A 17,859-nucleotide genomic window follows, 5' to 3' on the forward strand; every position below is an offset into this window, starting at 1 on the left:
CGCTCGTTCTGCATGGTGCGGTGTCTAGATGTGCCAGTCGTGGATGCCGCGGGCCGCGTCGGCGGTCTCGTGCGAGAGCGGCTTGAACGTCGCCGGAATGCCGACGACGAGCGAGTGCGGCGGGGCGTCCTTCGTGACGACCGCGTTCGCGCCGATCGCGCTCCAGGCGCCGATCGTGATGTCGCCGAGCACCTTCGCGCCGGCACCGACGGTCACGCCGTCGTCGAGGGTCGGATGCCGCTTCGTTCCGCGATCTGCGCCGCGTGCGGCCTTTCCGCCCAGGGTGACGCCGTGGTACAGCATGACGTCGTCGCCGACGACCGTGGTCTCGCCGATGACGACGCCCATGCCGTGGTCGATGAAGAAGCGTCGCCCGATGGTCGCGCCGGGGTGGATCTCGATGCCCGTCAGGAACCGGATCAGCTGTGAGACGAGCCTGGCAGGCAAGCGGAATCCCGCTCGCCAGAGCCGGTGCGTGAGGCGGTACCCCCAGATGGCGTGCAGTCCCGAGTACGCGAGGAACACCTCGGCGTCGCTTCGGGAAGCGGGGTCATGGGCGCGTGCCGTCGCGATGTCTTCGCGGAGCGCTCGGAAGAAGCTCACTCCCATAGTCAATCAGTCCGCATGCCGATCGGGCGCCCCATGACGCGAGCGCCTCGGCACTGCGGCACCACCATCGCGATTCGCGTCGGTGCCGCTGCTCAGTCGCGGAGGTCTTCGTAGAGCACCGTCGAGACGTACCGCTCACCGAAGTCGGGCACGACCACGACGATGGTCTTGCCGTCGTTCTCGGGGCGCCGGGCGACCTCGAGGGCGGCCCAAACTGCTGCGCCGGACGAGATGCCGCCGAGGATCGCCTCGTCGCTCGCGAGCTTGCGGGCGGTGGCGATGGCGTCACTCGTTGCGACGTCGATGACCTCGTCGTAGACCTCGCGGTCGAGCACATCGGGCACGAAGTTCGCGCCGAGGCCCTGGATCTTGTGGGGGCCCGGAGTGCCCTGCGTGAGGATGGGGGAGTCGGCGGGCTCGACCGCGACGACCTGCAGGCCCGGCTTCTGCTCCTTGAGGTAGCGCCCGGCGCCCGTGATCGTGCCGCCGGTGCCGATGCCCGATACGAGGATGTCGACGTCGCCGTCGGTGTCGGCCCAGATCTCGGGGCCGGTCGTCGCGTAGTGGATCGCGGGGTTGGCCTCGTTCTCGAACTGGCGAGCGAGGATCGCGCCGGGCGTCGACTCGACGATCTCGTTGGCCTTGGCGACGGCGCCCTTCATGCCCTCGGATCCCGGCGTGAGCACGATCTCGGCGCCGTAGGCGCGCAGCAGCACGCGGCGTTCGATGCTCATCGTCTCGGGCATGGTGAGGATCACGCGGTACCCGCGGGCCGCGCCGACGAGCGCGAGCGCGATGCCGGTGTTGCCGCTCGTGCCCTCGACGATCGTGCCGCCCGGGGTGAGCACTCCCGACTTCTCGGCCGCGTCGATGATGGCGACGCCGATGCGGTCCTTCACGCTCGCAGCAGGGTTGTAGAACTCGAGCTTGGCGAGCACCGTGGCGCCCGCACCCTCGGTCAGCCGGTTCAGGCGCACGAGCGGCGTGCGACCGACGACCTCGGTGATGTTCTCGTAGATCTGCGCCATGTGACTGCCTCTCGTGTTCGGGTACTCGCGCTCAAGACTAGGCCGGGGCCGAGGTGGAGGCGAGTGCGTTACATTCCATTGCGTGGATACGACGACCCCCGGCGCCCGAGCGCGTTCCCTGCGAGAGCTCCGCGACGAGGTCGTCGCGGGGCTGGCGTCCGCCGGCGTCACCGACCCCGAGGTCGACGCCGAACTCTTGATCGGCCACGTGCTCGGCCTCTCGCGTGGTGCGGTGCAGGCGCGCATGGTGATCGGCGGCGAGGTGAGCGAAGCGGATGCCGCGGCGCTGGCCGAGCTCGTCGCTCGGCGTGCCCGGCGCGAGCCGCTGCAGCACATCACGGGGCGCGCGGCGTTCCGAAACCTCGAGCTGCATGTCGGCCCGGGTGTCTTCGTGCCGAGGCCCGAGACGGAACAGGTCGCCCAGCTCGCGATCGACGCGCTCGGCTCGGCGGCGGAAGCCGAGCCGATCGGCATCGACCTCGGCACCGGCAGCGGCGCGATCGCGCTCGCGCTCGCGACGGAGGTCCCGCACGCGAGGGTCTGGGCGGTCGAGAACTCGCCCGAGGCCTTCGTGTGGACGCGACGCAACGTCGATGACGTCGCCGCGCCGAACCTCGAGCTCGTCTTCGGCGATCTCGCGGCGGCGCTGCCCGAGCTCGACGGGCGGGTGGCGGTGGTCGTCTCGAATCCGCCGTACGTTCCCCTCAGCGCGGTTCCGCGCGACCCCGAAGTGCGGCTCTACGATCCCGAGCGAGCCCTCTACGGCGGTGCTGACGGGCTCGACGTCGTGCGAGTGCTCTCGCAGCGCGCCCGCGCCTTGCTGCGGCCCGGGGGAGTGCTCGTGATCGAGCACGGTGAAGAGCAGTCGGCCGAGATCGCCGCCATCATCTCCGCCGACGGCTGGCGGGCGATCGCCCATCACCGCGATCTCACGACTCGCGACCGGGCGACCACGGCCGTTCGCTGAGCGGCCGTGGCCGCGGCTACTTGCCGCGCTCGGCCCGCTCGCGGGCGACCTTCTCGCGTTCGAGCGCATGCTTGATCGCCTCGCGCTCGCGCTTCTGCGCCTCGCGCAGTGCCTTCTCGGCCTCACGTCGCGCCTTCGCCGCCTCGCGGACCTCCCTGTCGCGTGGCAGGTCGAGCGCCGGCGGCAGCTCGCCTGGTGCTGCGGGGGTCTCGCCGGTTCCGACACGGCCGACGTGGTACTCGATGCCGTCGAGGATGCGCTGGAGCCCGAACTCGAAGTCCTCGTCGGTGTCACCGGGGTCCGTGCCGGGCGGTACCACGTAGCCGCCCGCGGCGAACAGCGGGCTCAGATGCGGGAATCGCTCCGACGTCACGAGTTCGGCGAGCGCCTCGAAGAAGCTCGTCCCGCTGATGTCCGCCGGGTCGGCCGCTGCCGCTGCTGCCGCGCCGAGATCTCGCTCCTGTGCGCTGGTGGCACGCCCGTAGCTCGTGAGCAGGAGCAGGGCCGACATCTTCTCGCCGTCGCTGAGCGGGAGTGAGCGCACTTCGCGAAGGAACCAGTCGACGATGAGCAGGCTGTTCGGCGTGATCGGCGCGCCCGAGATCGGGATGTCGACGAGCCACGGGTGCTCGCGGTAGGCGGCGCGCATCGCGAGCACCCAGGCCGTGACGCCGTCGCGCCATCCTCGTTCGATCGACTCGTCGGGCACGGGCGGCTCGACAGCGTCTTCCTGCATGAGCAGGATCAGGTCGTCTTTGCTCGTGACGTACCGGTAGAGCGACATCGTCGTGAAGCCGAGCGATGCGGCCACGCGGCTCATCGAGACGGCGGGCAGGCCCTCGGCGTCTGCGATCTCGATGGCCGCATCGACGATGCGCTCGATCGACAGCTCGCGCTTCGGCCCGCGCTGCGGGTTGACCGCCACGCCCCAGGCGAGCGCCACACCTCGGGGCAGCTCGGGATCGCGTCGCTCAGGCGTCACAGGGGTTCCGTTCTCGAGAGGTGTTGACGACAGTCTAGAACTGTGTATTACTTAAACAACAGTGCACCACATAAACAGTTTGCGCCATACGCAGGTGGACGCGGCGCAGACATGAGAGACGGGAAGATCCATGCCAGTCGCGATCGACACGCACGGGCTCCGCAAGCGCTTCGGCAAGACCGACGTGCTCGCCGGACTCGACCTCAGCGTGCCCACGGGCTCCGTGTTCGCCCTGCTCGGCCCGAACGGCGCCGGCAAGACGACCACCATCAACATCCTCACGACGCTCGTGCGGCCCGACTCGGGCATCGCCCGGGTCGCGGGATTCGACGTCGCGAGTGCACCCGAACAGGTGAAGCAGCGCATCGCCCTCACCGGCCAGTCGGCCGCCGTCGACGAGGTGCTGACCGGCATCGAGAACCTCGTCATGATGGGCCGCCTCTCGGGCCTCGGGCGGCACGCCGCACGCGATCGGGCCGCCGAACTCCTCGAGCGCTTCGACCTGACCGAGGCGGCACGCCGGCGGGTCGGCACCTACTCGGGCGGCATGCGCCGCCGTCTCGACCTCGCGCTCAGCCTGGTCGTCGACGTGCCGATCCTGTTCCTCGACGAGCCGACGACGGGCCTCGACACCCGCAGCCGGCAAGAGCTCTGGCGCGTCATCCGATCCCTCGCCGAGGCGGGCACGACGGTCTTCCTGACGACCCAGTACCTCGAAGAGGCCGACCGGCTCGCCGACCGCATCGCCGTGCTCGACCGTGGCCGCATCGCCGCCGAAGGCACCGCCGACGAGCTGAAGTCGCGCGTCGGCGGCGTCGTCGTCGAGCTCCGCAGCGCCGACGGCGCGCTCCTCCTCGAACTGCCGACCGACGGCAGCGTGCACGGACTCCGGGCCGCCATCGACGAGCTCGACCGTTCGCCGGCGGCGGCGGCGGCGGTCGGCGCCCAGGTCGCCATCCGCCGCCCGAGCCTCGACGACGTGTTCCTCGCGATCACCGCCCGAGCTGCGGCATCCGCCCCCGAACTCATCGAATCGAAGTGAGCGCCATGACGACCATCGCCGCACCCGAAGCCCCCGTCGCACCCGCTGTCCCCGTCGCACCGGCTCGCGTCCGGCTCGGCGCGTTCACCGCCGAGTCGACCTTCATCGCGCGCAGCTTCCGCCACTCGGTGCGCGACATCGACGCGATGCTCATGGCGGTGCTGCTGCCGACGATGCTCATGCTGATGTTCACCTTCATCTTCGGCAACGCCATCGACCCGTCCGGCGGGTACGTCGACTACGTCGTGCCGGGCATCATCCTGCTGTGCGCCGGGTTCGGCGCCTCCTCGACCGCCATCTCGGTCTCGCGCGACATGACGACGGGCATCATCGACCGATTCCGCACGATGCCGCTGCGCAGCGGTGCGGTGCTCACCGGCCACGTCGTCGCGAGCCTCGCCCGGAACCTCGTGGCGACGGGGGTCGTCATCGCGGTGGCGCTCCTCGTCGGATTCCGCCCGGTCGCGACCCCGCTCGAGTGGATCGCGCTGGTCGCGCTCGTCGCCCTGTACATCCTCGCGATCACCTACCTGTTCGCAGCGATCGGCCTCGCGGCCTCGAGCCCCGAAGCAGCGAGCGGCTACGGCTTCATTTTGCTGTTCCTGCCGTATCTCTCCAGTGCCTTCGTGCCGGTCGAGACGATGCCCGAGTGGTTGCAGTGGGTCGCCGAGAACCAGCCGATCACCCCTGTCGTCGAGACGATCCGAGGGCTCCTGATGCACACCCCGGTCGGCGATCAGGGGTGGTGGGCGCTCGGCTGGTGCGCCGGCATCATCGCGGTCTCGGTCGTCTGGGGCGCCTGGCTGTTCCGCCGCAGGGCAGGCCGCCGCTGAGCGGTCGACGGGCTCGGATGCCGCGGTGCCGCCAGCACCGCGGCATCCGCTGTTCGCCGACTGCCGGCCAGACCGCTGGTCTAGAATCGGCAGGTCATGACTGCCATCTACGACTGCTCGGTCGACTCAGAGCTCCTCACCGGTATGCGCATCGCCCGAGCCGCGATCACGCGGGGAGAACTCGTCGTGATCCCCACCGACACGGTCTACGGCGTTGCAGCCGACGCCTTCAACGCGAAAGCCGTGACCCGGCTGCTCGAGGCGAAGGGCCGCGAGCGCACCTCGCCGCCGCCAGTGCTGATCCCCGGCATTCCCACGCTCGACGCGCTCGCGAGCGAGGTGCCGCCGGCCGTCAGGCTGCTGGTCGAGGAGTTCTGGCCGGGTGGGCTCACCGTGATCCTGCACGCTCAGCCCTCGCTGCAATGGGATCTCGGCGAGACGCGCGGCACCGTGGCGCTGCGCATGCCGGCCAACCCGATCGCCCTCGAGCTGCTCGCCGAGACCGGACCGCTCGCGGTCTCCTCGGCGAACCTGTCGGGCATGCCGTCGGCGACGTCGGCGGCCGATGCCGCCGAGATGCTGGGTGACGCGGTCACCGCATACCTCGACGGCGGCCCCGCCGGGGTGTCGTACGAGCCGGTCGGCGAACGAGTGGGCGACACCTCCTCGACGATCATCGACGCGACGGCGCTCGCCCACGAGGGCGGACGCCTGCGCATCGTGCGTGCGGGCGTGATCACCCGCGAGCGCATCGCCGCGGTCGTGGGGGAGGAGCTTCTCGAGCCCGCGGGCGGCGCCGCCGCCGGGAGCGACGACGCCCCTGCCGGCGACGACGACGCCGCGGCATCCGAGGAGCCCGCGAGCCTCGACGCCGCGCCATCCGCCGACGAAGCGGACACCACCACCACATGACCCTCTTCCTCGTACTGGCCCTGCTGACGGCACTCGTGACCTTCGGCGGATCGATCCTCGTCTGGAAGCTGAGCCTGAAGTACCGCCTCTACCCGACGATCCGCGAGCGCGACGTGCACACCCGGCCGACACCGCGGCTCGGCGGCGTCGCGATGTTCATCGGCATCCTCGTCGCGTTCGGCGCCGCGGCGTTCATCTCGACACTCGGCTCGTCGCGGTTCTCGAACATCGCGATCGTGTTCCAGAACCCGGGCCAGATCCTCGCGATCCTCGGCGCGGCGCTCCTCATCGTCGTCGTCGGCGTGGCCGACGACATCTGGGACCTCGACTGGACGACGAAGCTCGCCGCCCAGTTCCTCGCCGCGGGCCTCATCACCTGGCAGGGCGTCTCGATCGTGTCGCTGCCGATCGGCGGCATCACCGTCGGGTCGTCGTGGATGTTCGCCATCATCACCGTGTTCGTGATCGTGCTCGTGATGAATGCGGTGAACTTCATCGACGGGCTCGACGGGCTCGTCGCTGGCGTCGCGTTCATCGCGAACGGCGTGTTCTTCCTGTACTCGTACCTCCTCGTGCAGCAGACCTCGCCGACCAACTACTTCAATCTCGCCTCGCTCGTGGCCATCATCCTCGTCGGCGCCTGCGCGGGGTTCCTCCCGCTCAACTGGCGCCCAGCGAAGCTCTTCATGGGTGACGCCGGGGCGCTGCTCATCGGCCTCCTCATGGCGACGTCCGCCGTCGCGGTCACGGGCCAGCTGAATCCGACCGGTGTCGGTCTCAACCAGTTCGTCGCCGCGTTCATCCCGATCCTCCTGCCGTTCGCCGTGCTCGTGATCCCGTTGCTCGACTTCGGGCTCGCCGTGATGCGTCGCCTGCGCGCCGGCAAGTCGCCGTTCTCCGCCGACCGGAAGCACCTGCACCACCGGCTTCTCGACATGGGCCATTCGCACCTCAATGCGGTGCTGATCCTCTACGGCTGGACCGCGGTCGCCTCGGTCGGATGCCTCCTCACCTATGTCTTCCCGGTCTACTTCCACATCTCCTCGTTGTGGGCCCTCGCGGCGCTCTTCGTCGGCTTCGTCATCTGCGCGGTGATCACCCTCGCCCCGTTGGGCAGGCGCAAGCGACTGACCGTCGCGGCAGAGGCCGAGACCCCCGAGGCGGATGTCGCGGGGTTCGACGAGCTCGACGGCGTCGCGGCATCAGCGGGCACACCGCCGGCCCAGGGCCCGGTTCGCGCTCAGGACGGATCGCTAGAATCGGGCGACCCCGAACCTGGAGCACGATGAACGACGCACGAGCTGAAGCCGACCGCACCCCGACCTCGAACCCCGTACTGCGCAGGGCGCTCGCATGGGGAGCCCTGCTCGCCGGGGTGATCCTCGTCGTCAGCGCGGTGCTCGGCCTCGTGTTCGCGGGCGTTCCCGGGCTGCTCGGCGCCCTGATCGGCACACTCATGGCCGTGGTCTTCATGGGCATCACCGCGGCGAGCATCCTCGGCGCCAACCGATTCGCCTCGAGCGACCTCTTCGTCGGTGCGTTCTTCGGCATCGTGCTCGGCGGCTGGATCCTGAAGTTCATCGTCTTCATCGTGCTCGTCGTCGTGCTGCGCGACGCCGACTGGCTGAACCCCACGGTGCTCTTCCTGAGCCTCGTCGCCGGCGTGCTCGCCTCACTCGTGGTCGACGTGCTCGTCGTGGCGAAGTCGCGCCTGCCGTACGTGAGCGACGTCGAACTGCCCAAGGCGCCCACCGAGGAATGAGACCCCTCGGCGATTCGTCGGTTGCCCGAAGTATTGCTAGAGTAATGGCGATCCCCCCACGGTTCTGCCCAGCTCACGCATGGGCGGCCGCGGTCCATGTTCGTCGCTGCGAGAGCCGAGCTCCACGCCCCGAAACAGGAGAAAGCGCTGCTAGCTAACGCTCTGAACCTGCTGGTTCCGATGTCAACCGATGATGGTGGCTTCCACGGGCCGTCGATCGACGAATTCTTCCCCGGGCCGTTGTTCTTCGAAGGCACCGACTTCGAGATCAACCGCATCATCCTCGTCCGCTTCGTCGCGGTCGTCGCGCTGCTCCTCGTGTTCTGGCTCGGCACCCGCCGCATGAGCGTCGTGCCCGGGCGCTTCCAGAGCCTCGTCGAGATGGGTCTCGACATGGTGCGTGTGAACATCGCCGACGACCTGCTCGGCAAGAAAGACGGCAAGCGCTTCCTGCCGATCCTCACGACGATGTTCTTCATGATCCTGTTCATGAACCTGACCGGTGTCATCCCGTTCCTGAACATCGCCGGCACCTCGACCATCGGCGTGCCGCTCGTGCTCGCGATCGTCGCCTACGTCACCTTCATCTACGCGGGCGTCAAGAAGAGCCCGAAGAACTTCTTCAAGAACTCGCTCTTCCCTTCGGGTGTTCCGTGGCCGGTGTACATCATCGTCACGCCGATCGAGCTCATCTCGACGTTCGTGATCCGCCCGATCACCCTCACGCTCCGACTCATGATGAACATGATCGTCGGGCACCTCCTGCTCGTGCTCTTCTTCGCGGCGACCCAGTTCTTCGTCGTGCAGATGAGTGGATGGTGGACCCTCCTCGGTGTCGGAACGCTGGCCTTCGGCTTCGCCTTCACGCTGTTCGAGATCCTCGTCGCCGTCCTGCAGGCCTACGTCTTCGCACTCCTCACCGCGGTCTACATCCAGCTCGCGGTCGCAGAAGAGCACTGAGCCCGGGCATCCGCCCAGAACATTCCCTAGGAAAGGAAACCCAACGTGGACGCAACCACCGTTCTCGCTGAGATCAACGGCAACATCGCGACGGTCGGCTACGGCCTCGCGGCGATCGGCCCGGCAATCGGCGTCGGCATCGTCGTCGGCAAGACGATCGAGGGCGTCGCCCGCCAGCCCGAGCTGGCCGGCCGCCTCCAGGTCCTGATGTGGATCGGTATCGCCTTCACCGAGGCGCTCGCCTTCATCGGCATCGCCACCTACTTCATCTTCGTCTGATCCATTCGCCGCAACTGAGGAGGCCAACGTGCTTCATGCAGTACTGAGCGCTGCAACCGAGGGTGGCGAGACCCACAGCCCGGTGATTCCGGAGTCGTACGACATCATCTGGTCGTCGGTCTGCTTCATCATCATCCTCATCTTCTTCTGGAAGTACGTGCTGCCGCGCGTGCAGAAGCTGCTCGACGAGCGCGGCGAGGCGATCGAGGGCAACATCGCGAAGGCCGACGAGGCGCAGCGCAAGGCGGAGGCGGCTCTCGAGGAGTACACCGCCCAGCTCGCCGATGCACGCGCTGAGGCCGGTCGCATCCGCGAGACGGCTCGCGACGACGGCAAGAAGATCGTCGCCGAGGCGAAGGATGCCGCAACCGTCGAGGCCGCTCGCGTCACCGCGAGCGCGCAGGCGCAGATCGAGGCCGAGCGTCAGTCGGCACTCGTCTCGCTCCGCTCCGAGGTGGGCACGCTGGCCATCGACCTCGCGTCCGGGGTCATCGGCGAGTCGCTCTCCGACGACGCCAAGGCGACCGCGGTCGTCGACCGGTTCCTCGCCGACCTGGAGGCCTCCGAGGTCGCCGCCGGAGGGAAGAAGTAGTCCATGGGTAGCGCTACGAGAGAGGCCCTGGCGGCATCGCGGTCCGCGCTGGCCGAGCTCGGTCGCGCCGAGCTGCCGGTCGCCGAGGCACTTCTCGCCGCCGGCCGGGTCATCGGCGAGTCCGCGCACCTGCGCAAGGCACTCATCGACAACGAGGCCGACGTCGCGCAGAAGCGTGCACTCATCGAGGCCGTGTTCGGCTCTCGTGTCCCCGCTGAGGCCGCCTCGCTCCTGGTGAGCGCGGCGTCGCGCCGGTGGTCGTCGGGCGATGACTTCCTCGCCGGCATCGAGGAGATCGGCATCCGCGTCGCCGCGGACTCGGCTCCCGACGGCGTCGATCTCGACTCCGAGCTGCTCGCGTTCGAACGTGCCGTCGCGAGCGACGCCGAACTCGAGCTCGCGCTCGGTTCGAAGCTCGCCGAATCGGCGGCCAAGACGAAGATCGTCGACCGCCTGCTCGTGGGCAAGGCGTCGCCGCAGACGGTCGCGATCGTGACGCACCTCGTGCAACAGCCGCGCGGCCGCCGCATCGGCGAACTGCTCCGGCACGGTGCATCCGTCGTCGCAGACCAGCGCGGATTCGACATCGCGACGGTCACGAGCGCGGTCCCGCTCAGCGCCGCCCAGCTGGGCCGGCTCGAGCAGGGACTGGTCGCTCAGGCGGGCCGCCGGGTCCGCTTCGACACCATCGTCGATCCCGCCGTGCTCGGCGGGATCCGCGTGCAGATCGGCGACGACGTCATCGACGGCAGCGTCGCCTCGCGCCTCAGCTCGCTGCGGCAGAAGCTTGCCGGCTGACGCCGGTTGAAACGACCGGCGTCCGCGCCGCGACACACCAGTAGCTGTACAACCGGTACAGAAAAAGGGAAAAGACAATGGCAGAACTCACCATCAGCCCCGACGAGATCCGTTCGGCTCTCTCGGAGTTCGTCTCGTCGTACGAGCCGGGCCAGGCGCAGAAGACCGAGGTCGGATATGTGACCGACGCCGCTGACGGCATCGCCCACGTCGAAGGCCTGCCATCGGTCATGGCGAACGAGCTCATCCGCTTCGCGGACGGGACGCTCGGCCTCGCGCAGAACCTCGACGAAGACGAGATCGGCGTCGTCGTGCTCGGCGAGTTCACCGGCATCGAAGAGGGCATGGAGGTGACCCGCACGGGCGAGGTCCTCTCCGTCCCGGTCGGTGAGGGCTACCTCGGCCGTGTCGTCGACCCGCTCGGCAACCCGATCGACGGCCTCGGAGAGATCACCGGCATCGAGGGCCGTCGCGCCCTCGAGCTGCAGGCGCCCGGCGTCATGCAGCGCAAGTCGGTGCACGAGCCGCTGCAGACCGGCATCAAGGCCATCGACGCGATGATCCCGGTGGGTCGCGGCCAGCGTCAGCTCATCATCGGCGACCGCCAGACCGGCAAGACCGCCATCGCGATCGACACGATCATCAACCAGAAGGCCAACTGGGAGTCGGGCGATCCCTCCAAGCAGGTGCGCTGCATCTACGTCGCGGTCGGCCAGAAGGGCTCGACCATCGCCTCGGTGAAGGGCGCCCTCGAAGACGCCGGAGCCATGGAGTACACGACGATCGTCGCGGCTCCCGCCTCCGACCCCGCCGGCTTCAAGTACCTCGCGCCGTACACGGGCTCGGCCATCGGCCAGCACTGGATGTACGACTCCAAGCACGTGCTCATCATCTTCGACGACCTGTCGAAGCAGGCCGAGGCCTACCGCGCGGTGTCGCTGCTGCTCCGTCGTCCGCCGGGACGCGAGGCGTACCCCGGTGACGTCTTCTACCTGCACTCCCGTCTGCTCGAGCGCTGCGCGAAGCTCTCCGACGAGCTCGGTGCGGGTTCGATGACGGGCCTGCCCATCATCGAGACCAAGGCCAACGACGTCTCGGCGTACATCCCGACCAACGTGATCTCGATCACCGACGGCCAGATCTTCCTCCAGTCCGACCTGTTCAACTCGAACCAGCGGCCCGCGGTCGACGTCGGCATCTCGGTCTCCCGAGTCGGCGGCGACGCACAGGTCAAGTCGATCAAGAAGGTCTCGGGCACGCTGAAGCTCGAGCTCGCGCAGTACCGCTCGCTCGAGGCGTTCGCGATGTTCGCCTCCGACCTCGACGCGGCCAGCCGCCGTCAGCTGGCTCGTGGCGCACGCCTCACCGAACTGCTGAAGCAGCCGCAGTACTCGCCGATGTCGGTCGAGAAGCAGGTCGTCTCGATCTGGGCCGGTACGAACGGCAAGCTCGACGAGGTCCCCGTCGAAGACATCCTCCGTTTCGAGAGCGAGCTGCACGACTACCTCGCCCGCAACACCGAGGTGCTGAACTCGCTGCGCGAGACCAACGTGCTCTCCGACGAGACCGCGGGCGAACTCGCCGCAGCCGTCGACGCATTCAAGCTCGAGTTCCAGACGGGCGAGGGCAAGCCGCTCGCTTCGGTCGGTTCCGAGCAGTTCGAGGCGATCGCTGAAGAAGAGGTCGTCCAGGAGAAGATCGTCAAGGGTCGCCGCTAGTCATTCCGAGGTTCCCTGAGGCTCTCGACGGGAACTGACCCCACCGGGTCGCGTCGAGAGCCTCAGCACCAGGACGACAGGACACAGGAGAAACATGGGAGCGCAGCTTCGGGTCTACCGGCAGAAGATCAAGTCTGCCCAGACGACCAAGAAGATCACGCGGGCGATGGAGCTCATCTCCGCCTCGCGGATCCAGAAGGCCCAGGCGCGCGTTGCGGCGTCCGAGCCCTATTCGACCGCCATCACGCGGGCCGTCTCGGCCGTCGCGAGCTACTCGAACGTCGCACACGTGCTGACGACCGAGCCGGAGCGCATCGATCGCGCTGCGATCGTGATCTTCACGTCGGACCGCGGTCTCGCCGGCGCCTTCAACTCGCAGGTGCTGCGTGAAGCCGAGGAGCTCACCGAACTCCTGAAGAGCCAGGGCAAGCAGGTCGAGTACTTCCTCGTCGGACGCAAGTCCGTCGGATACTTCAACTTCCGTCGCCGCTCCTTCGAACGGAGCTGGATCGGCGGCACCGACAACCCCGACTTCGACACGGCGAGGGAGATCAGCGACGCCGTGCTCGAGGCGTTCCTCCGGGACGCGAGCGACGGCGGCGTCGACGAGATCCACATCGTCTACAACCGCTTCGTGAGCCGCATCACGCAGGTGCCGGTCGTCACCCGGCTGCTGCCGCTCGAGGTCGTCGAGAGCGACGAGGCCCCCGAGACCAAGCACGAGGTCTTCCCGCTGTACGAATTCGAGCCCGACGCCGAGACCGTGCTCGACGGCCTCCTGCCCGTCTATATCGAGAGCCGCATCTACAACGCGATGCTGCAGTCTTCCGCGGCCAAGCACGCGGCGACGCAGAAGGCGATGAAGTCGGCATCCGACAACGCCGACAAGCTCATCACCGACTACACGCGTCTGGCGAACAACGCACGCCAGTCCGAGATCACCCAGCAGATTTCCGAGATCGTGGGCGGCGCTGACGCGCTGTCGTCCGCCAAGTAGCCCCTTACGAAGAGAGAGAACACATGACTGACACCGCTACCGCCCCGGCCGCGGCCGCGCCTGTGGCCGGCGCCGTCGGCCGCGTCGCCCGGGTCACCGGCCCCGTCGTCGACATCGAGTTCCCGCACGACTCGATCCCTCCGATCTACAACGCGCTGAAGACCGAGATCACGATCGAAGGCAACACCACGGTGTTGACGCTCGAGGTCGCACAGCACCTCGGTGACGACCTGGTCCGCGCGATCGCCCTGAACCCGACCGATGGTCTCGTCCGTGGCCAGGAGGTCACCGACACCGGCGCATCGATCTCGGTCCCCGTCGGCGATGTCACCAAGGGCAAGGTCTTCAACGTCATCGGCGAGGTGCTGAACGCGGCTCCCGGCGAGCAGATCGAGATCACCGAGCGTTGGCCCATCCACCGCAAGGCCCCGGCCTTCGACCAGCTCGAGTCGAAGACGTCCATGTTCGAGACCGGCATCAAGGTCATCGACCTCCTCACGCCGTATGTGCAGGGTGGGAAGATCGGTCTCTTCGGTGGTGCCGGTGTCGGTAAGACCGTCCTCATCCAGGAGATGATCCAGCGCGTCGCGCAGGACCACGGCGGTGTGTCGGTGTTCGCCGGTGTCGGCGAGCGCACCCGTGAGGGCAACGACCTCATCCACGAGATGGAGGAGGCGGGCGTCTTCGACAAGACCGCCCTCGTCTTCGGCCAGATGGACGAGCCGCCGGGAACGCGTCTTCGCGTCGCGCTGTCTGCCCTGACCATGGCGGAGTACTTCCGCGATGTGCAGAAGCAGGACGTGCTCCTCTTCATCGACAACATCTTCCGCTTCACGCAGGCCGGTTCCGAAGTCTCGACGCTGCTCGGCCGCATGCCGTCGGCCGTGGGCTACCAGCCGAACCTCGCCGACGAGATGGGCGTTCTGCAGGAGCGCATCACCTCGACGCGCGGACACTCGATCACCTCGCTGCAGGCGATCTACGTGCCCGCCGACGACTACACCGACCCGGCTCCGGCGACCACCTTCGCCCACCTCGACGCGACGACCGAGCTCTCCCGCGCCATCGCGTCGAAGGGCCTCTACCCGGCCGTCGACCCGCTGACCTCGACCTCGCGCATCCTCGACCCCCGTTACCTGGGCGAGGACCACTACCGCGTGGCCACCACGGTCAAGCAGATCCTCCAGAAGAACAAGGAACTGCAGGAGATCATCGCCATCCTCGGTGTTGACGAACTCTCCGAGGAAGACAAGATCACGGTGTCGCGTGCGCGCCGCATCGAGCAGTTCCTCTCGCAGAACACCTACATGGCGAAGAAGTTCACCGGTGTCGAGGGCTCGACGGTTCCGCTCAAGGACACGATCGAGTCGTTCGACGCGATCGCGAAGGGCGAGTTCGACCACGTGGCCGAGCAGGCCTTCTTCAACGTCGGCGGCATCGGCGACGTTGAAGAGAAGTGGGCGCAGATCCAGAAGGAGAACGGCTGAGCATGGCCAGCCTCAACGTGAGTGTCGTCTCGGCCGACCAGCAGGTCTGGTCGGGCGAGGCGGCCATGGTGGTGGCCCGCACCGTCGAAGGCGAGATCGGCATTCTGCCGGGTCACGAGCCGATGCTCGCGATCCTCGCCGGCGGTGAGGTGCGCGTCACGCTGCCGGGTGGTGAGAAGATCACCGCCAGCGCCGAAGATGGATTCCTTTCCGTGCAGGCGAATGCGGTGCAAGTCGTCGCCTCCCGGGCCCAACTCGTCTAGGAGGCGCGGATGCAGGGGGAGCAGCCGATCGACCGCCAGTTCGGTGACCTGAGCGTCACCCAGCTCATCGTGATGGCCGGGTTGCCGGGTGCGGGAAAGTCGACGATCGGGCAGATCATCGGCGCCCGCCTCGGTGCCACGGTGGTGTCCGTCGATCCGATCGAGTCTGCGATCCTGCGTGCCGGCATCGATGCTGATCAGCCGACCGGTCTCGCCGCCTACCTCGTGGCCGAAGAGATCGCCGAGAAGGAGCTCGACTCGGGCCGAACGGTGATCGTCGATGCGGTGAACGCGGGTGAGGCGGCGCGTCTGCAGTGGCGCGATCTCGCCGAGCGCGCCGAAGTGCGGTTGCGAGTGATCGAGGTGGTGTGCTCCGACGAGGCGCTCCATCGAGCGCGTCTCGAGAAGCGCGAGCGCAAACTGCCGCATCTCGAAGAGACCACCTGGCGGGCCGTCGAGCAGAGCCTTGAGGGATACGCCGCCTGGACCGGTCCGTCGTCGGCGCTGCCTCGTGTGACGATCGACAGCATCGAGTCGCTCGGATCCAACGTCGACGCGGCCCTCGCCTTCATCGGTTCGTAGTGCGACTGCTCCTCCCGCCGTCCGAGACGAAACGTGACGGCGGCGCCGGCGACTCGCTCGAGCTGGATCGCCTCTCGTTCCCAGTACTCACTCCGCAGCGAGTCGAGTCGACCGCTGCTGTCGTCGGACTCTCTGGTGAGCCGGCGGCGATGATGCGTGCGCTGAAGCTCGGACCCCGGCAGGCGCACGAAGTCGATCGCAACCGGTCGTTGCGGGAATCGGCGACGATGCCGGCGCTCGATCGGTACACCGGGGTGCTCTTCGACGCCCTCGATGCTCCGACCCTCGACGAAGATGCCCGCGCGTTCGCCGCTGAGCACGTCGTGGTGCACTCGGCCCTATTCGGCTTGGTCGGGGCCATGGACGAGATTCCGGCGTATCGGCTCTCACACGACTCCCGCGTGCCCGGACTGCGCCTCAGGCAGCACTGGCGCGCGGCGATCGTCGCGTTGCTCGAGTCGGGGGCCGACGCGGGAGTGGTCCTCGATCTCCGATCGGAGGGCTACGCCGAGCTCGGGCCGGCACCGGCGAGGGGCGAATCGGCCTTCGTGCGCGTGGTGGCCGTGGATGCGTCGGGTCGAAGTCGGGCACTGAATCACTTCAACAAGCGTGCGAAGGGGCTCTTCACCCGCGCCCTGCTGACGTCGCGCCCGCAGATCGCCTCGATCGACGAGCTGATCGAGTGGGCACACGATGCCGGGTTCACCCTCTCGTTCGCCCCGCAACACGACGCGGGTCTGCGCGAGCTCGAGCTCGTGGCCTGACGGCCGAGCACTCGAACTCGTCACCTGACCGCCTCGCAAGATCGACTGCGCCGGGCGGTCATTGCTCACGCCGCCGTCGCGTGCGTCGACCGGTGGCATCCCGCGAGGTGATCGTCGACCATGCCGGCGGCCTGCATGAGGGCGTACATCGTCGTGGGGCCGACGAAGCGGAACCCGCGCCGACGCAGCTCCTTGCTCATCGACGTCGACTCGGGCGTGGTCGCGGGAACTTCGGCGAACGAAGCGGGAGGCACGGTTCGCGGCGGAGGAGCGAAGCTCCAGAGCAGATCGTGGATCGGCAACTCGAGCTCGAGCGTCGCACGCGCATTCTGGATCGTTGCTTCGATCTTGCCGCGATGCCGGATGATGCGTTCGTCGCCGAGCAGTCGCGTGATGTCGTCGTCGCCCATCGCCGCGACCCGCTCGGCGTCGAAGTCGTGGAACACCTCGCGGAAGGCGGGGCGTCGTCGCAGAATCGTGATCCACGAGAGGCCGGCCTGAAACCCCTCGAGGCAGACCTTCTCGAAGAGCCGCACTGGATCGTGCTGCGGTGTGCCCCACTCCTCGTCGTGGTACCGGCGGTACTCGGGATCGGAAGCCCCCCACCCGCACCGGGCGAGGCCGTCGTCGCCGACGATGATCTCGGGTTTCGGGATCACGCTCACGCGGCGAACCCGATCTGCTCGTGGCCGAGCAACCAGAGCTTCGTCGAAACGCCCTCACCACCGGAGTACCCGGTGATGCGGCCGTCGGTCGCGAGGACGCGATGACAGCCGACGATGATGGGCACCGGGTTCGCGCCCACCGCGCCGCCGATGGCTCGCGCCGAGCCCGGGCGACCGACCGCGGCGGCCAGCGCGCCGTAGGAGGTGGCCTCGCCCCAGTGCAGGCGCGCGAGTTCGGCCCAGACGGCCTGCTGGAATGCGGTGCCGGTCAACCGAACAGGAACGTCGAAGTCGAGTCGACGGCCGGAGAAGTACTCGGCGAGCTGATCGCGCGCTTCGTCGAGCACGGCGTTGGGCCGCTCGGGTTCGCCGTCGTGGGGCAGCACGCCGCCGCACTCGATGGACAGGCTCGTGACGGCCTCGTCGTCGGCGACGAGTTCGAGGCGCCCGATCGGGCTGCCGAGTCGGATGAGGTACACGTTCGTCATGTTTCGAGAGTAGCCGCGGCATCCGACAGCGGCTCGCGGAAATCGGACATCGGGGAACGGGCGCGCGGAGGCGGTGCTGGGGAGGACGAGTCGACTCTGCCTCGACAGGCGTCAAGAGGCGCCCGGTCTCC

21 protein-coding genes are annotated in these 17,859 nt (G+C 68.2%); 16 read left to right on the forward strand and 5 right to left on the reverse strand.

Annotation, left to right across the window (positions count from 1 at the left end; translation table 11 throughout):
* Positions 1-24: 24 nt before the first annotated feature.
* Positions 25-603, reverse strand: coding sequence for a serine O-acetyltransferase EpsC (gene epsC, locus DCE93_RS04765; RefSeq protein WP_108596592.1), 579 nt, complete (start codon positions 601-603; stop codon positions 25-27).
* A gap of 98 nt (positions 604-701) precedes the next feature.
* Positions 702-1,637 carry a cysteine synthase A gene (gene cysK / locus DCE93_RS04770; RefSeq protein ID WP_108594875.1) on the reverse strand — a complete coding sequence of 312 codons (936 nt, stop codon included), beginning with the start codon at positions 1,635-1,637 and terminating at the stop codon, positions 702-704.
* Between the two features lie 118 nt (positions 1,638-1,755).
* Between cysK and prmC the strand changes: the two genes are divergently transcribed.
* Entirely contained in the window at positions 1,756-2,604 is an 849-nt protein-coding gene (gene prmC, locus DCE93_RS04775; RefSeq protein WP_244284273.1) for a peptide chain release factor N(5)-glutamine methyltransferase, read from the forward strand.
* A gap of 16 nt (positions 2,605-2,620) precedes the next feature.
* Here prmC and DCE93_RS04780 read toward each other — a convergent pair whose 3' ends face one another.
* Positions 2,621-3,586, reverse strand: coding sequence for a TetR/AcrR family transcriptional regulator (locus DCE93_RS04780; RefSeq protein ID WP_205647477.1), 966 nt, complete (start codon positions 3,584-3,586; stop codon positions 2,621-2,623).
* 130 nt (positions 3,587-3,716) lie between these two features.
* On the opposite strand from DCE93_RS04780, the gene DCE93_RS04785 reads away from it, so the two are divergent.
* The 15 genes from DCE93_RS04785 (at position 3,717) to DCE93_RS04855 (ending at position 16,575) form a co-directional block, all read left to right on the forward strand.
* Positions 3,717-4,628: an ATP-binding cassette domain-containing protein gene (locus DCE93_RS04785; RefSeq protein WP_108594877.1), complete on the forward strand. Its 912-nt coding sequence runs from the start codon at positions 3,717-3,719 to the stop codon at positions 4,626-4,628.
* A gap of 5 nt (positions 4,629-4,633) precedes the next feature.
* Complete coding sequence (locus tag DCE93_RS04790) at positions 4,634-5,461, forward strand: ABC transporter permease (protein WP_108594878.1); 828 nt, start codon at positions 4,634-4,636, stop codon at positions 5,459-5,461.
* 96 nt (positions 5,462-5,557) lie between these two features.
* The gene (locus DCE93_RS04795; protein WP_108594879.1) at positions 5,558-6,373 is read left to right on the forward strand and encodes an L-threonylcarbamoyladenylate synthase; all 816 of its coding nucleotides are present in this window, start codon (positions 5,558-5,560) and stop codon (positions 6,371-6,373) included.
* Positions 6,370-7,662 carry an MraY family glycosyltransferase gene (locus DCE93_RS04800; RefSeq protein ID WP_108594880.1) on the forward strand — a complete coding sequence of 431 codons (1,293 nt, stop codon included), beginning with the start codon at positions 6,370-6,372 and terminating at the stop codon, positions 7,660-7,662. The genes DCE93_RS04795 and DCE93_RS04800 overlap by 4 nt, the downstream gene beginning before the upstream one ends.
* Positions 7,659-8,135: a Cg1360 family ATP-synthase-associated protein gene (locus tag DCE93_RS04805; protein WP_108594881.1), complete on the forward strand. Its 477-nt coding sequence runs from the start codon at positions 7,659-7,661 to the stop codon at positions 8,133-8,135. Before DCE93_RS04800 ends, DCE93_RS04805 begins: the two co-directional genes overlap by 4 nt.
* A 180-nt stretch (positions 8,136-8,315) precedes the next feature.
* Positions 8,316-9,095: a F0F1 ATP synthase subunit A gene (gene atpB, locus DCE93_RS04810; RefSeq protein WP_235825354.1), complete on the forward strand. Its 780-nt coding sequence runs from the start codon at positions 8,316-8,318 to the stop codon at positions 9,093-9,095.
* A gap of 45 nt (positions 9,096-9,140) precedes the next feature.
* Positions 9,141-9,374 (forward strand): ATP synthase F0 subunit C, encoded by a 234-nt coding sequence (gene atpE / locus DCE93_RS04815; protein ID WP_022888426.1) that lies wholly within the window; start codon positions 9,141-9,143, stop codon positions 9,372-9,374.
* Positions 9,375-9,402: 28 nt separating this feature from the next.
* Positions 9,403-9,966 (forward strand): F0F1 ATP synthase subunit B, encoded by a 564-nt coding sequence (locus tag DCE93_RS04820; RefSeq protein WP_108594882.1) that lies wholly within the window; start codon positions 9,403-9,405, stop codon positions 9,964-9,966.
* A gap of 3 nt (positions 9,967-9,969) precedes the next feature.
* Positions 9,970-10,764, forward strand: a complete 795-nt coding sequence (locus DCE93_RS04825) for a F0F1 ATP synthase subunit delta (RefSeq protein ID WP_108594883.1) — start codon at positions 9,970-9,972, stop codon at positions 10,762-10,764.
* A gap of 77 nt (positions 10,765-10,841) precedes the next feature.
* The gene (atpA, locus tag DCE93_RS04830) at positions 10,842-12,482 is read left to right on the forward strand and encodes a F0F1 ATP synthase subunit alpha (RefSeq protein WP_108594884.1); all 1,641 of its coding nucleotides are present in this window, start codon (positions 10,842-10,844) and stop codon (positions 12,480-12,482) included.
* 94 nt (positions 12,483-12,576) lie between these two features.
* Positions 12,577-13,479 (forward strand): F0F1 ATP synthase subunit gamma, encoded by a 903-nt coding sequence (locus DCE93_RS04835; protein ID WP_108594885.1) that lies wholly within the window; start codon positions 12,577-12,579, stop codon positions 13,477-13,479.
* 23 nt (positions 13,480-13,502) lie between these two features.
* Complete coding sequence (gene atpD / locus DCE93_RS04840) at positions 13,503-14,966, forward strand: F0F1 ATP synthase subunit beta (RefSeq protein WP_108594886.1); 1,464 nt, start codon at positions 13,503-13,505, stop codon at positions 14,964-14,966.
* 2 nt (positions 14,967-14,968) lie between these two features.
* Complete coding sequence (locus tag DCE93_RS04845; protein ID WP_108594887.1) at positions 14,969-15,229, forward strand: F0F1 ATP synthase subunit epsilon; 261 nt, start codon at positions 14,969-14,971, stop codon at positions 15,227-15,229.
* A gap of 9 nt (positions 15,230-15,238) precedes the next feature.
* Complete coding sequence (locus DCE93_RS04850; RefSeq protein WP_108594888.1) at positions 15,239-15,811, forward strand: P-loop nucleotide/nucleoside kinase family protein; 573 nt, start codon at positions 15,239-15,241, stop codon at positions 15,809-15,811.
* Positions 15,811-16,575 carry a YaaA family protein gene (locus DCE93_RS04855; RefSeq protein ID WP_108594889.1) on the forward strand — a complete coding sequence of 255 codons (765 nt, stop codon included), beginning with the start codon at positions 15,811-15,813 and terminating at the stop codon, positions 16,573-16,575. The genes DCE93_RS04850 and DCE93_RS04855 overlap by 1 nt, the downstream gene beginning before the upstream one ends.
* A gap of 65 nt (positions 16,576-16,640) precedes the next feature.
* On the opposite strand, the gene DCE93_RS04860 is transcribed toward DCE93_RS04855, so the two are convergent.
* Positions 16,641-17,234 (reverse strand): DNA-3-methyladenine glycosylase I, encoded by a 594-nt coding sequence (locus tag DCE93_RS04860; protein WP_420836973.1) that lies wholly within the window; start codon positions 17,232-17,234, stop codon positions 16,641-16,643.
* Between the two features lie 2 nt (positions 17,235-17,236).
* The gene (locus tag DCE93_RS04865; RefSeq protein ID WP_108594890.1) at positions 17,237-17,728 is read right to left on the reverse strand and encodes a methylated-DNA--[protein]-cysteine S-methyltransferase; all 492 of its coding nucleotides are present in this window, start codon (positions 17,726-17,728) and stop codon (positions 17,237-17,239) included.
* Positions 17,729-17,859 lie beyond the last annotated feature (131 nt).

Source organism: Agromyces badenianii (genome assembly GCF_003070885.1).
In the GTDB taxonomy this organism is placed as follows: Bacteria; Actinomycetota; Actinomycetes; order Actinomycetales; family Microbacteriaceae; genus Agromyces; species Agromyces badenianii.

Excerpts from the sequence above, each read along its gene's own strand:
- cysK (WP_108594875.1), bottom strand. The coding sequence starts at position 1,637 with ATGGCGCAGATCTACGAGAACATCACCGAGGTCGTCGGTCGCACGCCG.
- DCE93_RS04785 (WP_108594877.1), top strand. The coding sequence starts at position 3,717 with ATGCCAGTCGCGATCGACACGCACGGGCTCCGCAAGCGCTTCGGCAAG.
- DCE93_RS04790 (WP_108594878.1), top strand. The coding sequence starts at position 4,634 with ATGACGACCATCGCCGCACCCGAAGCCCCCGTCGCACCCGCTGTCCCC.
- DCE93_RS04795 (WP_108594879.1), top strand. The coding sequence starts at position 5,558 with ATGACTGCCATCTACGACTGCTCGGTCGACTCAGAGCTCCTCACCGGT.
- DCE93_RS04800 (WP_108594880.1), top strand. The coding sequence starts at position 6,370 with ATGACCCTCTTCCTCGTACTGGCCCTGCTGACGGCACTCGTGACCTTC.
- DCE93_RS04805 (WP_108594881.1), top strand. The coding sequence starts at position 7,659 with ATGAACGACGCACGAGCTGAAGCCGACCGCACCCCGACCTCGAACCCC.
- atpB (WP_235825354.1), top strand. The coding sequence starts at position 8,316 with ATGTCAACCGATGATGGTGGCTTCCACGGGCCGTCGATCGACGAATTC.
- DCE93_RS04825 (WP_108594883.1), top strand. The coding sequence starts at position 9,970 with ATGGGTAGCGCTACGAGAGAGGCCCTGGCGGCATCGCGGTCCGCGCTG.
- atpA (WP_108594884.1), top strand. The coding sequence starts at position 10,842 with ATGGCAGAACTCACCATCAGCCCCGACGAGATCCGTTCGGCTCTCTCG.
- DCE93_RS04835 (WP_108594885.1), top strand. The coding sequence starts at position 12,577 with ATGGGAGCGCAGCTTCGGGTCTACCGGCAGAAGATCAAGTCTGCCCAG.
- atpD (WP_108594886.1), top strand. The coding sequence starts at position 13,503 with ATGACTGACACCGCTACCGCCCCGGCCGCGGCCGCGCCTGTGGCCGGC.
- DCE93_RS04845 (WP_108594887.1), top strand. The coding sequence starts at position 14,969 with ATGGCCAGCCTCAACGTGAGTGTCGTCTCGGCCGACCAGCAGGTCTGG.
- DCE93_RS04850 (WP_108594888.1), top strand. The coding sequence starts at position 15,239 with ATGCAGGGGGAGCAGCCGATCGACCGCCAGTTCGGTGACCTGAGCGTC.
- DCE93_RS04865 (WP_108594890.1), bottom strand. The coding sequence starts at position 17,728 with ATGACGAACGTGTACCTCATCCGACTCGGCAGCCCGATCGGGCGCCTC.